This window comes from Streptomyces kryoterrae (assembly GCF_054072135.1).
On sequence record NZ_CM133358.1, the window covers coordinates 4,983,698 to 4,997,332 of the forward strand.

At 70.3% G+C, this 13,635-nt stretch carries 18 protein-coding genes; 11 read left to right on the forward strand and 7 right to left on the reverse strand.

Annotated features, from left to right (window positions below; genetic code table 11):
* Nucleotides 1–2: 2 nt before the first annotated feature.
* From ACW4TU_RS21650 to ACW4TU_RS21665, 4 genes are all read right to left on the reverse strand, one after another.
* The gene (locus tag ACW4TU_RS21650; RefSeq protein ID WP_457430232.1) at nt 3–1,622 is read right to left on the reverse strand and encodes a HAMP domain-containing sensor histidine kinase; all 1,620 of its coding nucleotides are present in this window, start codon (nt 1,620–1,622) and stop codon (nt 3–5) included.
* Nucleotides 1,623–1,825: 203 nt separating this feature from the next.
* The gene (locus ACW4TU_RS21655) at nt 1,826–2,563 is read right to left on the reverse strand and encodes a response regulator transcription factor (RefSeq protein ID WP_044471956.1); all 738 of its coding nucleotides are present in this window, start codon (nt 2,561–2,563) and stop codon (nt 1,826–1,828) included.
* A gap of 531 nt (nt 2,564–3,094) precedes the next feature.
* Nucleotides 3,095–3,982 carry a DUF2797 domain-containing protein gene (locus ACW4TU_RS21660; protein WP_457429850.1) on the reverse strand — a complete coding sequence of 296 codons (888 nt, stop codon included), beginning with the start codon at nt 3,980–3,982 and terminating at the stop codon, nt 3,095–3,097.
* Between the two features lie 66 nt (nt 3,983–4,048).
* Nucleotides 4,049–4,402, reverse strand: a complete 354-nt coding sequence (locus ACW4TU_RS21665; protein WP_457429852.1) for an HGxxPAAW family protein — start codon at nt 4,400–4,402, stop codon at nt 4,049–4,051.
* A gap of 86 nt (nt 4,403–4,488) precedes the next feature.
* Here ACW4TU_RS21665 and ACW4TU_RS21670 point away from each other — a divergent pair, with 86 nt between their 5' ends.
* Nucleotides 4,489–5,004 (forward strand): MarR family transcriptional regulator, encoded by a 516-nt coding sequence (locus ACW4TU_RS21670; protein WP_457429854.1) that lies wholly within the window; start codon nt 4,489–4,491, stop codon nt 5,002–5,004.
* Nucleotides 5,005–5,135: 131 nt separating this feature from the next.
* Here the strand turns inward: ACW4TU_RS21670 and ACW4TU_RS21675 are convergent, their stop codons facing one another.
* Both ACW4TU_RS21675 and ACW4TU_RS21680 read right to left on the reverse strand, forming a co-directional pair.
* The gene (locus ACW4TU_RS21675; protein ID WP_457429856.1) at nt 5,136–5,813 is read right to left on the reverse strand and encodes a class I SAM-dependent methyltransferase; all 678 of its coding nucleotides are present in this window, start codon (nt 5,811–5,813) and stop codon (nt 5,136–5,138) included.
* A gap of 166 nt (nt 5,814–5,979) precedes the next feature.
* Entirely contained in the window at nt 5,980–6,531 is a 552-nt protein-coding gene (locus tag ACW4TU_RS21680; protein ID WP_457429858.1) for a YcxB family protein, read from the reverse strand.
* Nucleotides 6,532–6,925: 394 nt separating this feature from the next.
* On the opposite strand from ACW4TU_RS21680, the gene ACW4TU_RS21685 reads away from it, so the two are divergent.
* The 9 genes from ACW4TU_RS21685 (at nt 6,926) to ACW4TU_RS21725 (ending at nt 12,468) form a co-directional block, all read left to right on the forward strand.
* Nucleotides 6,926–7,792, forward strand: a complete 867-nt coding sequence (locus ACW4TU_RS21685) for a DUF6907 domain-containing protein (RefSeq protein ID WP_457429860.1) — start codon at nt 6,926–6,928, stop codon at nt 7,790–7,792.
* Nucleotides 7,789–8,115 carry a hypothetical protein gene (locus ACW4TU_RS21690; RefSeq protein WP_457429862.1) on the forward strand — a complete coding sequence of 109 codons (327 nt, stop codon included), beginning with the start codon at nt 7,789–7,791 and terminating at the stop codon, nt 8,113–8,115. Before ACW4TU_RS21685 ends, ACW4TU_RS21690 begins: the two co-directional genes overlap by 4 nt.
* Entirely contained in the window at nt 8,112–8,486 is a 375-nt protein-coding gene (locus ACW4TU_RS21695; protein ID WP_457429864.1) for a DUF6907 domain-containing protein, read from the forward strand. The genes ACW4TU_RS21690 and ACW4TU_RS21695 overlap by 4 nt, the downstream gene beginning before the upstream one ends.
* On the forward strand, nt 8,483–9,298 hold the full coding sequence (locus tag ACW4TU_RS21700; protein ID WP_457429866.1) for a hypothetical protein: 816 nt from the start codon (nt 8,483–8,485) through the stop codon (nt 9,296–9,298). The genes ACW4TU_RS21695 and ACW4TU_RS21700 overlap by 4 nt, the downstream gene beginning before the upstream one ends.
* Nucleotides 9,295–9,471, forward strand: a complete 177-nt coding sequence (locus ACW4TU_RS21705) for a hypothetical protein (protein WP_457429868.1) — start codon at nt 9,295–9,297, stop codon at nt 9,469–9,471. Before ACW4TU_RS21700 ends, ACW4TU_RS21705 begins: the two co-directional genes overlap by 4 nt.
* Nucleotides 9,468–9,785 carry a hypothetical protein gene (locus ACW4TU_RS21710; protein ID WP_409124823.1) on the forward strand — a complete coding sequence of 106 codons (318 nt, stop codon included), beginning with the start codon at nt 9,468–9,470 and terminating at the stop codon, nt 9,783–9,785. The genes ACW4TU_RS21705 and ACW4TU_RS21710 overlap by 4 nt, the downstream gene beginning before the upstream one ends.
* Before the next feature lie 100 nt (nt 9,786–9,885).
* Entirely contained in the window at nt 9,886–10,095 is a 210-nt protein-coding gene (locus ACW4TU_RS21715) for a hypothetical protein (protein ID WP_457429870.1), read from the forward strand.
* Nucleotides 10,088–10,249: a DUF6257 family protein gene (locus tag ACW4TU_RS21720; RefSeq protein WP_179200578.1), complete on the forward strand. Its 162-nt coding sequence runs from the start codon at nt 10,088–10,090 to the stop codon at nt 10,247–10,249. Before ACW4TU_RS21715 ends, ACW4TU_RS21720 begins: the two co-directional genes overlap by 8 nt.
* 86 nt (nt 10,250–10,335) lie before the next feature.
* Nucleotides 10,336–12,468, forward strand: a complete 2,133-nt coding sequence (locus ACW4TU_RS21725) for a cell division protein FtsK (protein ID WP_457429872.1) — start codon at nt 10,336–10,338, stop codon at nt 12,466–12,468.
* Between the two features lie 391 nt (nt 12,469–12,859).
* Here ACW4TU_RS21725 and ACW4TU_RS21730 read toward each other — a convergent pair whose 3' ends face one another.
* Nucleotides 12,860–13,060: a hypothetical protein gene (locus ACW4TU_RS21730; RefSeq protein ID WP_457429874.1), complete on the reverse strand. Its 201-nt coding sequence runs from the start codon at nt 13,058–13,060 to the stop codon at nt 12,860–12,862.
* A 152-nt stretch (nt 13,061–13,212) separates the two neighbouring features.
* Here ACW4TU_RS21730 and ACW4TU_RS21735 point away from each other — a divergent pair, with 152 nt between their 5' ends.
* Nucleotides 13,213–13,452, forward strand: coding sequence for a GntR family transcriptional regulator (locus tag ACW4TU_RS21735; RefSeq protein WP_457429876.1), 240 nt, complete (start codon nt 13,213–13,215; stop codon nt 13,450–13,452).
* Nucleotides 13,453–13,635 lie beyond the last annotated feature (183 nt).

Consider the following 13,635-nt stretch of genomic DNA (forward strand, 5'->3'; position numbering starts at 1 on the left):
CGTCAGGCCCCCTGTTGCACCCATGTGGTGGCACTGTGCTGTACCTGTGAGTCCGATTGCCAGTTTGTTTCTGGTGCCGCTTCGGGAGCGAGGGCCGGCAGATGCACCGTGAAGATGGTCTGTCCGGGCACGCTGTCGACGGTCACCGCACCGCCGTGCGCGGTCGCGACGGCCTGCACGATGGCGAGGCCGAGACCGGTCGACCCCGTGGTGCGGGAGCGTGCGGTGTCACCGCGCGCGAACCGTTCGAACACATGCGGCAACAGGTCGGCGGGGATGCCCTGTCCGTCGTCCTGCACGTCCACACACAGCCACGGCCCGCGCCGCTGCACGCGCGCGGTGACGGTCGTCCCGGGCGGGGTGTGCGTACGGGCGTTGGCCAGCAGGTTCACCAGCACCTGCTGCAGCCGGGCCGCGTCCGCCGACACCAGCGCGGGCTCGTCGGGCAGGTCGAGCCGCCAGTTGTGGTCCCGGCCCGCGGCGCGCGCGTCGCTGACGGTGTCCACGACGAGCGGTACGAGGTCGGTCTGGTCGAACTGGAGCGGCCGGCCCGCGTCGAGGCGGGCGAGCAGCAGGAGATCCTCGACGAGGAGGGTCATGCGCCCCGCCTCGGACTCGATCCGCCCCAGCGCGTGCCGTGTGTCCGGCCCGGTCTCCTCGCGTCCACGTCTCGTCAGCTCGGCGTATCCGCGGATCGACGCCAGCGGCGTACGCAGCTCATGACTGGCGTCCGCGACGAACTGACGTACGCGCATCTCGCTCTGCTGGCGTGAGTGCAGGGCGCCGTGCACATGGTCGAGCATCCGGTTGAGGGCGGCGCCGACCTGGCCGACCTCGGTGTGCGGGTCGGTCTCGGACTCGGCGACGCGCTCGTTGAGGGTCACCTCGCCGGTGTGCAGCGGGAGTTCGGAGACCCGGGTGGCGGTCGAGGCGACCCTGCGGAGCGGGCGGAGGGCCACTCCCACGAGGACCGTGCCGGCGATACCGGCGGCGACGAGACCGGCGGCGGTGACGCTGACCTCGACGAGGATCAGGGTGTTGATGGTCGTGGTGACGGACTCGGTGGGCAGGGCGACGTAGAAGTTGCCGCGGTCGGCGGTCGTGTATTTGACGCGGTACTCGCCGAGGCCGGTCAGGGTGACGGTGTGCAGTCCGCCGTCCCGGGACACGGCGGCCAGCTCAGCCATCTGCGTCGCGGTGAGTGGGACCGCCTCCATGCCTGCGACACCACTGTCAGTCGTGCTCGTGGTCGTGGTCGTACTCGTGGTCGACTCCATGTTGGCGACGTACGCCTTGGTGACGCCACCGTTCGCGTCGACGGCGGCGGCGACGGTGTACTCCTGCGTGCCGCCCTTCTGCATGAAGTCCGAGAGCCGCTGCGCGACGGTCTGCGTACCGGCGCCGGCACCGGAGGGGGCGCCGTTGGCGGTGGAGGACGAGGAACCCGTGGCGGAGGAGGAAGACGCCGAGCCACTACTGTCCGGCAACCCGTTCGGCGGACTGCCGTTGCCACCGCCCGGCCCGTTCGGCGGACCGCCGACGCGCTTGGCGGCCTCGCCGACCTGGTTGCCCAGCTGCTTGTAGAGGTGCTGTTCGAGCGCGATGGTCGTCACCGTGCCCATCACGGCGCACACCACGGCGATCAGCGAGACCGCCGAGACGACGAGCCGCGTCCGCAGGGTCCGCGGCCTGCTCTGCCGCTGGGCCTTCTGCTCGGACCTGCCCAGCCTCCGCTGCCCGCCCGCTTTCCTCTTACTGCTCACAGTGCTGCCCTCCTACCGGGCTCGACCACGTCTTCCGGAGCGGCACCACCAAGGACATGGGGTCAGCCGGCGGGTTTGATCAGGTATCCGGCACCGCGCCGGGTGTGGATCATCGGCTCGCGCCCGGCGTCGATCTTCCGGCGCAGGTAGGAGATGTAGAGCTCGACGACGTTCGCCTGGCCGCCGAAGTCGTACGACCACACGCGGTCGAGGATCTGCGCCTTGCTGAGCACGCGCCGCGGGTTGCGCATCAGGAAGCGCAGCAGCTCGAACTCGGTCGCGGTGAGGTGGATGCCGTCCCCGGCCCGCGACACCTCGTGGCTGTCCTCGTCGAGGGTGAGGTCACCGACGACCAGGACGGAGTCGGAGCGCCGGTCGGCGGCACCGGAGCGCCGGATCAGGCCGCGCAGCCGTGCCACTACCTCTTCGAGGCTGAAGGGCTTGGTGACGTAGTCGTCGCCGCCCGCGGTGAGGCCCGCGATCCGGTCCTCGACGGCGTCCTTCGCCGTCAGGAACAGCACGGGTACCTCGGGCAGCTCGCGCCGCAGTCGGCCGAGGACGGTGAGCCCGTCCATGTCGGGCAGCATCATGTCGAGAACGACGGCGTCGGGCCGGAACTCGCGCGCGGTCTGCACCGCACCCGTTCCGTCACCCGCGCTGCGGATCTGCCAGCCTTCGTAGCGAAGGGCCATGGAGAGCAGCTCGGTGATCGACAGCTCGTCGTCCACCACAAGCACCCGGACGGGGCTCCCGTCCGGCCTCAGCAGTTCGGTGCGCCCCTGGGGCGAGGTCGTGGTCATAGCGGAAACCTTGTCGGTGTCCTCTGAGAGCAAGCTTTCTGGAACCTGTGATTTTCCTGAGAAACTCACAGGCGCCTCTCAGGGAACCCCTGGGAATTCCGGCCCCGGGAAGCCGGAAAAGGGGAGGCGGCACCATGCACCGGGAAGCACCGAATCCCTCTCCGACCTGCACGTTCAGTAACCGCGCAGACCTTCGGACCCGCCTCCCGGGAGCACCTGAGGCCACCCTCGGGCATCCTGTGCGTCTCCTGGGCGAACCTGATCGAAAGTTACGCACCCCACTTCCGTACGCCCGGTTTGTCCCCGCCGACCGCCTCTTCTCACCTCGAACTCACGCCGATGTCAGGCCCTCCTCATCCGTTTCCGCCAGCCCGAACAGCCGCGCCCCGTTGTCGTGGCAGACGGCCCGCAGCCAGTCGTCGAGGCTTCCCTCATGCCGTCCACCGCCACCCCCTTTCACTGTGAGTCCGTGACACGTCTTCACCGTGACTCTGTGACTCGCCGTGCGGCCTCGCACGGAGTTGGTGGGGCTCAGAACAACCCGTCCTGCACCCCCGCCGGCTCCTTCGCCGCCTTGAACTCCCGCACAGGAACGGTGAGTCCACCGCTCCCGACAGGCACCAGCTCCCACCCGGTCATCAGCCTGGTGTCCAGCACGACCACTCCCCGCCCGTCCTCGGCCGCGAGATGCAGATCGGGCCCGGCCGCCGCCACCAGCTCGCCCCCGACCACACCTCCCGCGACCAACTCGCTCACCGCGCCCACGGCCGGCGCCAGCCCTGTCAGGCCGAACACCCCGACGTGGTCGACGACTTGGCAGGACGTCCGCTCCAGGGACTCGGGCCAGCCGGCCAGCCCCACCGCCCGGGCGTGCAGGTCCTCGACCTCGGCGGCCCGCTCCGCCGCCGTCCCCGGCAGCGCGGCCCGCACCGGCCGCTTGTCGGCGTACGGAATCCGGTCCGGGACTCCGAGCGCGGCGCGCAGCAGCTCCTCCGTACGCCGGGCGGCCATCAGCGGGCCGACGCCCAGCCAGCTGAAGACGACGGCACCCTGCTCAAGCAGCCGCGCCGAGCCCCGCTCCAGCGCCGTGATGCCGACCTTGGTCATCCCGGGCCCGAACCACGCCAGATATACGTGATAGGGCCGTGGATCGTCCGCGATCGTGTCGGCGGCGACCGAGTGCGCCCGGTCCAGCCGCGCACACTCCTCGCACCGCGCCCCCGTACTCCGCCCCGACACCCCCGCCCGTATCGGACAGGCGTTCCCCCGCGCTCCCACACATGTCCGTACGCCCCCTTCCGTGACCCCGAAGGCCACCCGCTTCCCCCAGGTCAGCGCACTACCGCGCCCACCGTCCCATCGCAGCACGGGACCGTCCGCCGTCCACCGCAGCCCCGAGCATCTCCACGCTTGTGCCATCCCTTGCGAGAGTACGGGGCACCACTGACAACGCCTTCCCGGACGACAGAGGTGCAGGTCAGAGGGTCAGACACCTTCCGGAGCGACCTCGGCGGCGATGGCCGCACTACTCACACGGCCCGCAAGCCGCCCCCGCCCCGCCAGCCGGCACCCCACGCACCCCGGATGCCCCGCCCGCGCCGAAAGGTCCCGTTCCCGCATCGGCCACTCGCCCACCGGCCGCACACCAGGCGGCTTCCCCCACCCGGCGAGATGCAGTACCCAGGTGACCAGGCCCGAGACCACCAGCACCGCGATCCCGCCCGTCACCGTGACGCCCGAGGTCGTACAGCTGCCCAGCCCGAGCACGCAGGACCCGACGGTCGCGATGGCGGTGCCGGTCCAGCCGGCGACGGTGTGCCCCTCGTCGTATGTGCTCACGTCAGCGTCTCCCCAGTAGGATCGGAAATCTCTCACGACGTAAGTAGTTTAGCTACAAAACCTCTCACCAGCTAAGGTAATACACGATGCAAGGCACGCCCGACACCCCCGGCGGCGCACAGGACGGCACGACCCGCCCGCCCGCGACCCCCGCCCAGATGCTCAAGGAGATGGACCACACCATCGCGACGCACCTGCTCAGCCAGCAGGAGATGGCGCGTCGCCTCAACCTGAACGTCACCGACCTCACCTGCTTCGCCTACGTCCTGGAGGCAGGCGAGGACCTGCTCACCGCCGGGGACCTGGCCGAGCGCGCCCACGTGACCACGGGTGCCGTCACCGGAATCCTCAACCGCCTCGAACGCGCGGGCTACATCACCCGCCGCCCCGACCCGGGCGACCGCCGCCGGGTCCGCGTGGCCGCCCAACCGGCCGCCGTCGCTCGGGCCCACGCCCTCTACGGCCCGTACTACGCCCGCCTGGCCGCCCTCACCGCCGACTACTCCCCCGCCGAAGTAGCCGTACTGTCCGACTGGTTCACGCGTCAGGGCAGGCTGGCCCGGGAGTACATGGACGAGATCCGCGGGACGGACGGCACGTAGAGGGACCGGACCACCGCTGCCGCAGCGGATCGGCCATGGACCAACGGTGACACAGAAGGAGGCAGTGGGAGAGGACCCCGGGAAGGACGCGAAAGAGGAGAGCGGGAAGAAGAGAACGGCCGGGAAAAAGGTCAACTCCGCGTCGGCTGCCGCCACACCAGGGTGTACCTCCAGAAGAGCCGCCGCCGCACCCCGCACCCGGGCAACACCCGCCGGGCCTCCCTCACCACCTCACCGAACCCCATCTCCGCCGCCCGCGTCCGCGCACTCATGGCAACCGGCCGCACCGCCGGCCGCCCCCGGTTCTTCACCCAGGCCATGACGACGTTCGCGGGAACGGCGACACCCCCCAGCAAGTGATCAACAGGACTCTCACTCCGAGCCAGCCCCACCACGACGAGCGTCCCACCGGGCGCGAGCCGCTGCCGAAAGAGGGCGAGCGCGTCGGCGTACGGAAGATGGTGGACGACGGCGACACAGGTGATGACGTCGTACGAACCGTCCGGACCGTCGGGAAGGCCGGTCATCACGTCCACGGCGGTGAACGTCACCGGGGCGGTGGGGGAGGTGAGTCCCCGCGCCCGATCGACGATCGCAGGGTCGGAGTCGACACCGAGCACCGACGCCGTACTCCGCCCGGCCAGCAACCGCACCAGGTCACCGCTGCCGCACCCGACGTCCAGCGCACGGCCGTACCGCCTCGGCAACTGCCGCAGGATCCAGGGGTGGTAGTGGGCGTTGTGGTCCCAGGGGTGAGCGGCGTGGAACCGCTCAAGCGTACGCAGGAGAGACGGCGGCAAGATCGTCATGCGGGAATCCTGGCGTAGGCGAGCAAGCCGGACAACGGCGCAGGGTCACCGCGTGCGCGGCTGGTCGCGCACAAGAAAAGTGCACTACCCCTTACGCCCCTCACCCCCTCGCCTGTCCGACCCAGGTGAGCGCCGCTCGCACGGCCGAGGCCGGTCAGAGCGGGGTCTAAAGCCGCTTCAGGTTCCGGTCCAGGATCGCCCGGAGCTGATCCACGTCCGCGGGGTTCTGGGCGCCCCGCTTGGGCAATACCGCGATTCCCGACGCGCGGTCGCCACCCAGCAGCACGAAGATCCCGGGCGTCTCCAAGTACTCCCGGAACACAGTCCAGTCCACGGTGAAGGACGCCCGCTCACCGGTAGTGGCCATGCCACGGTCGTCGGCCACCATGCGGCACTGCCCGTACGGTTCCATGACACTGAACATCCGGCGGGCCATGGTGCGCAGCCCTCGCACGGCGCCCCAGGATGTCGTTGCCAGGACAAGCACCAGCGAGATGATCAACACGGGCAGCGGGAAATCACGGAGGACCGAGAAGAAGAGCACAGCGGCTGCCGCTACCAGCGGCCCCGTGAGCACCTGGACCCGGCCCGCCCATGTCCGACGCGCTCGCCCACGGAACGCCTCCTCGAAGTCCGCGACCACCGGCTGGTAGACGAACTCGACGGCCGTACCGCGCCCTGTGTCCTGCGATGAGGGCTCCCCGCCCTTGATGTCCATGATCGGGGATCCTAACGAGGTGCCCGTCCCGCCGAATCAGGGCCACTCCACCAGGGCCCCTGGACACCCCACATCCGCTCTTGAGGCCGTTTCCGTCAAAGGCTGCCGTCAACGCGAAAACCAGAGACCCCGTGGATTCCTCCACGGGGCCTCTGGTCTGCTGTGCACTCGGCAGGATTCGAACCTGCAACCTTCTGATCCGTAGTGATCCGAAAGGCTTCCGTGGATTCCACGGAGTCCACAGCGAGCGACCCGAGACCAGGTCAGAGGCTCCCTGCCCCGTCGTTCCCGCGCAGTTTGTGAGACGCGCGTGAGACAGGGCGGCGCCGTCCGGTGATCTCACCCACCGACCGGCGCCTTGATCCGAATCCCTTCGCATCAAGGAGTCCAGACCATGAGCACCACCGTATCGGCGTTTCCTGCGTCGCTTGGCGAGGTCCTCGCCGACGCTGACGCGACCGTCATCAACCCGGACGTGATCCGTACCCGGGCGAACGTCACCGTGGCCCAGGCGGAGGAGCGGGCGGCCGTCAGCGGGACCGTGGACGCCCACTTCGCGACGATGGCCGCGTTCCTCGAGGGCCCTTGCCTTCCCGAGCGGCCCACAACTCACGTCCTCGCGCCGGACGCGCCTGGGCACCTCCCGTGGTGCGAGCCTGGCGAGTGCTACGAGCGCCGCTACAGCAACGGCGACGTCCTCATCGAGCACAGCGGGGAGTCGGTCTCCCTGCCCGTCCCGAGCGGGATGAGCGTGGCGCACGGCGAGCTGCTGAGCGCGCAGCTGTACGAGAACAGCGAGTGGGACGACGCAACCCTGTCCTTCAACTCCGGTGGGGAGGGCGTCGCCCTCGACATCGAGGGCGCGGGGAGGGTGATTGAGGACCTGGCCATGTTTCTCGAGGCCGTGCGCCACCTCCACGCGCAGATGCCGGGGGCGCCGGCGGAAGGCGCCCCGGCGGGCGGGGCCTGCGCCGGGCTGGGTGGTGCGTGCGTCGACGACCACTCCGCACCCGTGTCCCATCCGGGGGACGCTCACTGCGACGGCCCGCCCGTCACCATGGCGGGCCCGTACGGCGCGGAGTTCCCCGCCGTCCACCTGAGTCAGTGGGAGGGCGACGCACCGCGGGTCGTCGTCGGCGAGAGCACGGGCGAGCTGGGTCTCTCCGAGGTCGACCAGCTGCTGAGCGACCTCCGCAGCTATGAGGCGCGCATCCTCGCCCTCCGTGCCCAGCTGGCCGGCCTGTCGGGTGGTGGCCGATGAACGCGCAGACCCTGCCCGAGCCCGTCCGTGACCTGCTCGCGGCCGTCCTCGATGCCCTCGACCTCCCCCACCCCGCGTGCGTCGGCGGTACCGAAGCGCACGACCGTCTGCTGAACACCCGCGCCGTGCACGCCCGCATCGCCCTGCGCAGCGCCCTGGAGGAACACCCGCTCGGCATCGAGTGGACGACCACCTACCTGCGCGAGCAGCTGGCCAAGCACCCCGTTGCCGGGTACGTCACCGCCGACCAGGCGCACGCCGCTCTCGACGCTGGCAAGTCGTGGTCCGAGGCCGTCACCCTGCCCACCGGGGAGGAGCAGTGAGCGAGCCCCGCACCGTCACGCTGCCCACCGAGGACCACGGCGACGTCACCCTCGACGAGCCGGCCTGGTGCGTCGGCCACCCCAACCACAGGCCCGACGACCTCCGCGCCGACATCCTGCACAGCGGACCGGACGTCACCCTCACCTTCCGCGGCCAGCACATCGCGGACGCGAGCCTCGTGCAGTCGCCGTTCTCCACGGCCGAGATCCCGGAGCTGTGCAGCAGCACCCCCGGCGTCTCCGTACACCCGCTCGGCCGGACCCTCGACCCTGTCCAGCTGTACGACCTGGCGGCCACGCTCGACACCTACGCGGACCGGCTGCGCGACCTCGCCGACCAGCTGCACACGATCCTTGGGGGTGGCCGGTGACCACCGACAGCACTCGTACGTGGATCCGCCGGACGTCGACTGCGGCCGGCCTCGCCTACACCGCCATCGCTGAGTACGAGTTGGCCCGCCGATTGGGCGCCCGCCCGCCGATCGCGGTCATGCTGCCGCTCGCCCTCGACTGCTACGTGGTCGCCGCCCTGAAGTGGTTCCGCGCGTTCGACGTCGCCCTGTCGCTGATCCTGATGTGCGCCGCGCAGGTGGCCGCTCACGCCCTCGAGGCCGGGGTCGTACGTGTGAACCTCGAACTCGTCACGGTCGTCTCGGTCCTCGTGCCGGTGGCACTGTGGCGTACCCACGCTCTCGCCCGCGACGAGGATGCCGCGCCCGCCGCCGGGTACGCGGCAGCTGTCGAGCGGGTCCCCGTACCCGCCACGGCGCCGCCCGTACCCGATGCGTACCCGGCGATCGCCGTACGTGTACCTGCCGTACCCGAGCCCGTACCTCAGGGTGCCCGCCTGCTGCCGATCGTCGCCCGGCCCGCGCCCGCTTCGGTCATCCCCGAGTGGGCCGTCGAGGTACCCGTACCCGAGCCTGTACCTGCGCACGAGTACCCCGTACCCGACGTTCAGGTACACCTCGACTGGCAGGTCCCCGGCGACTACGCCGACGCGGCCGGCAACCCCACCGAGGCCGCCGACGAGGACGCCCCGTACCCGGACCCGCTCATCCCCCAGGTACAGGCCGACTTCCCCGGCGAGGTACCCGGAGTACGGCGTCTGAAGGAGACGTACGGCATCGGGCAGGCCCGCGCGCAGCGCATCCGTGACGAGCTGATGGGGGTGCGGACATGATGCGCCTGGTCCTCGGGGCCGTCCTCGGTCTCCTCGTCGCCTGCCCGTCGCTGCTCGCCGTCGTCCTGGCGGTCGTGGCCGCCGTCGTCTCGCAGCCTGCGGTGCTCGCGTTCGCTGCCGGTGTCCTGCTGTGGCCGCGCATCACCCGCCGCGTGCGGGGGTGGACGGCATGAGCGAGCCGACGCCGCTGGACAAAGCGGAGGCCGCCGCGCGCGAGGCCGCGGTGAACACGGCCGCCGTACAGATCGCGCTCGCCGCCGTGGAGTTGGCGAAGGCGGCACAGCAGCAGCCCGCCCCGCAGGCCTGCCAGCACCAGCACCCCCAGGGACGCAGTGCGGGCGAGTGGTTGGCGATCGGCGGCGCCGTCTGTGTCGGCTCCGTCGGGCTGGCGTTCGCGTCCATCGCGTTCGCCATCGGCGGGATGGCCGCCGCGATCGTCGCCCTGGTCCTGCGCTCGATGTGGCGCGACTTCAACAAGGGCCGCTGACCTGCCCTTCCGTCCTCCGCCAACCACGGTCGTCACGGCCGCGGTTGCGGGGGCGCGGTGGGGCCGGCCAACCGGCCAGCCCACGACCACGGAGGACACCGTGACCCGAGACCAGGCCCTCACCGAGGCCCGCCTCGCCGCCGCCCGGGCGAAGGAACTCGCCGCCGCCGCTGATCGCGACATCAGCCACCCCGACCGCAAGCACGAGATCCCCCGGCTCACCGCGACCAGCACCGCTTACGCCGACGTCGCATCCGCCTACGCCGCCATCGCCGCCGCCCTGCCCGCCACGGAGGTCACCCATGTCTGAGCCGAAGCTGACCTTCTGGGAGAAGGCCGCCATCGTCCGCCTGGAGGTCCGCGGCGCCCGCCGCGCCATCGCCAACATCCAGGACCAGCCCGACATCGACCGCGGTATCGAGCGCATCAAGGAGCGCGCCCGCAAGCGCGCGAACGGCAAGTAGGTACACCACGGGGCGGCCGGATTCCTTGGCCGGGTACGGCCGCCCCGTGCACCCGATCACCCGCAAGAGCAACCGGAGCGACCAGGATGACGGACACGACCGCACCCGCCCACACCGACCCGACGGGTACACCCGTACCCGATGTACCCGCACCCTCGGGTACGGCAGGTACCCCCGTACCCGCGACCGAGGTACAGCCCCGCCGTCGCGTCCGCACGGAAGCCCTGCGACGGGTCGTCGTCGAGGCCCGCGAGCACACCGCGTACCGGATCCTCGTCCGCCACGGCGCGTACGTACTCGGGGGTACCCGCGTCCTCACCCGCCGTACCTGGGAGGCCCGCACGACCGCCATGCACGCGCGCATGATGCGCCAGGCCGAGGCCGCGGGGAACGAGGAACTCGTACGGCAGTGGGAGCAGCGCGCCTACGCCTACCGGTTCGCCCGCCACAAGCGGCGCATGGACCTGTTGCAGATGATCCTCAACGCCCCCAAGGCCATCGCCTCCGCAGTCCTCAGCACGGGCAGCGTGCTGCTCATGCTCGGCCTCATGCTGGCCTGGTACAACCACGACGTCCACGACGTCCTCACACCCCTGAACACGGTCATCGAGCTGATCGGATGGGTCGCGTTCATCGCGGGCGTGCTGTGGGAGCCGCTCCTGTACTCGCTGCCCTGGCTCGCCCTCACAGGCGTGTGGGCCGTCGGCCGGCACCGGCAGACCGCACCGTCGTGGGCACTGCCCGCAGGCGGCGACGAGCAGGGCGTCGTGCCCGACGAGGGCGCCATCCTGCGCGCACTCGGCAGCCTCGGCATCGCCCCGCTCAACAAGGCCATCAAGGACGGCTGGCAGGCGCGTTGGGTGCAGCCCACCACCCGCTCCGGGAACGGCTGGCACACCCAGCTGCAGCTCCCCATGGGCGTCACCGTCGAGATGGTCAACGCGAAGAAGAACATCCTCGCCCACAACCTGCTCAGGAAGCCCGTCGAGGTGTGGCCCACCGAGCCCCCGAAGCAGCCCGGCGTACTTGACCTGTGGGTGGCCGACCAGGGCTCGCTCTCCGGTGCGGTGCCACCGTGGCCGCTGCTCACCGAGGGCACCACGGACTACTTCAAGGGCGTGCCGGTCGCCGTCTCCCAGCGGGGGGACCAGATCGTCGGCAAGCTCATGGCCGCGAACTGGATCGTCGGCGGAATCATGGGCTCCGGGAAGACGTCCATCGTCGTGTCCCTGCTGCTCGGCGCGATCCTCGACCCGCTCGTCGAGGCCGAGGTGTACGTCATGGCGACGAACATCGACTACGACCCGCTCAGGCCACGGCTGAAAACGCTGGTCAAGGGCGACGACCCCGAGCAACTGAAGGCCGCCCTCGACCGGCTGCGCAGCCTGACCAGCGAGGTGACCGAGCGCGGAAAGCTGCTGGAGGAACTTGGCGGCGAGTCGCCCAAGCTGACCCGCGAACTGGCCCTGAAGGACCCGCGGATGCGGCCGAGGGTCGTCGTGTTCGACGAGTGCCACGAGCTGTTCATGAGCAAGGACTACGGCAAGGAGGCCGCTGAGCTGGCCATCCGCGTGATGAAGAAGGCCCGCAAGGTGGGCATCACCCTCATCTGGGTCACCGTCTCCCCGACGGCGGACAGCATCCCGCGCGACGTCACCCGCAACACCAGCCACCGTGTCGCGTTCGCGGTCGGCGACCAGGTCGCCAACGACGGGCTGCTCGGCTCGGGCAAGTACAAGGCCGGCATCCGCGCGACCGAACTCGTTCCCGGGCAAGACATCGGCACCGCGGTGACGTACGGGTTCACCGCTAAGCCGTTCGAGGTGATCCGTGCCCACTACGTGGCCCGCGACCCGGAGAAGGGCATCGACGAGGTGACACCGGTCGTCGCGCGGGCGATGGGTCTGTACGAGGGCGGCCCGGCCGCCGACGAGCCGACGTTCCAGCCGGCCGACCCGCTCGCCGACGTCGCGGCCGTCCTCGCCGACGACACGCGCGTCCTCGCACAGGAGGTGCTGCACCGCCTCGCCGCCCGCAACACGGAGGCGTACGGCAGCTGGGGACCGACGGACCTGAAGCGGGCCCTGGAGCCGTACGGAGCCGAGCAGTACAAGTCCAACGGCGTCATGGTCGTCGCCCGCGAACGCGTCCACGACGCCATCCTCGAGCGGTTCGCCGAGGACGTCGCGGACGTCGACGACGAGGAGGGACCCGCCTAGATCCTGGGGAGTTCTCCCTGACTGCCTCCCTTGCCACCTCCCCCGGCGTGACCTGCGCATATGCCAGTTGAGGGAGGTCAGGGAGGCGGATCTCCTCGCCTGCGGAAACCGGGAAACGGCGAGTTCAGCATCCCCCGGCCAACCTCCCTCCCCGTACGACAACGACCCCTGAGGATCAGTCCTCGGGGGTCGTCTGTCGTGTGGGCCCGGCCCGGCCGCTATGCCTGGGGAGCGCGACCGGACCGGGGGCTTTGGGGGTGGCACAGGCACCCGCAACGCAGGGTCATGATGGGGACTTCCCAGGCGGGCGCGCCCTCGCGTCGTATGACCTTCGGACCCGCGCAGTAACGGTGCGCTTCGAGCTGGCACTCGGGGGACTTCTCGTCGCCGCTCACAGCGGCCGGTCGGCGAACGGGACCAGGCCGTAGGACTCACGGCACGGCCGGCAGGCGAACGCGCCACCACCGGGGCCGCTGCCCTGCTCCTGTACCTGGATCAGCCGGACGTTCGAAGCGAACGCCTGATGCCAGGCGCAGTACCCGTAGCTACTGGGGGTGTTCGAGGTCTCGGGGGTGTGCGTAGGCTCGCTCACGGCGGCTCCAACCAGTCGTCCATGCCCCCGGCCGGTCGCACGGCGCGGGGGCTTTCCGTATCCCGCAGCGTAGACCTAGCTAGCTAGGGTGGATAGGCAAGTCAGGCGAACTCGCCTCGCTCAGTCCGATAGGACTGCCTAGCTTCAGGATCATGGAATGGGAGCCGGACGTGCCAAGGTGGAAGCAGGTCTACGCGGTCATCGAGGAGCGGATCACCGACGGGACATACGCGCCCGGATCGCAGCTCCCCGGCGTCCTCGCGATCCAGGGTGAGTTCGGTATCGCGCAGATGACCGCGCGCCGGGTACTGACCGAACTGCGGACGGCCGGCCTCGCGCAGATGCAGCCGGGCATCGGCACGTTCGTGACCGAGTTGCCCGAGCAGGCGTAGCGGGAGACCCCTCACTCACCGTCACATCACCCTGAGTGACGGTTCGCTAAATCGGTCGAACCGAGTTCGCGCGAACTGATCTTTAAATCCGGCCGCAAAAAAATCAGGGCGTGATGTGCGGTTGGGTCGCCCACCTGCGCCTCAAAAACTGGTCTGGCTTCAGGCTCGGGCCGCTGTGCCCAT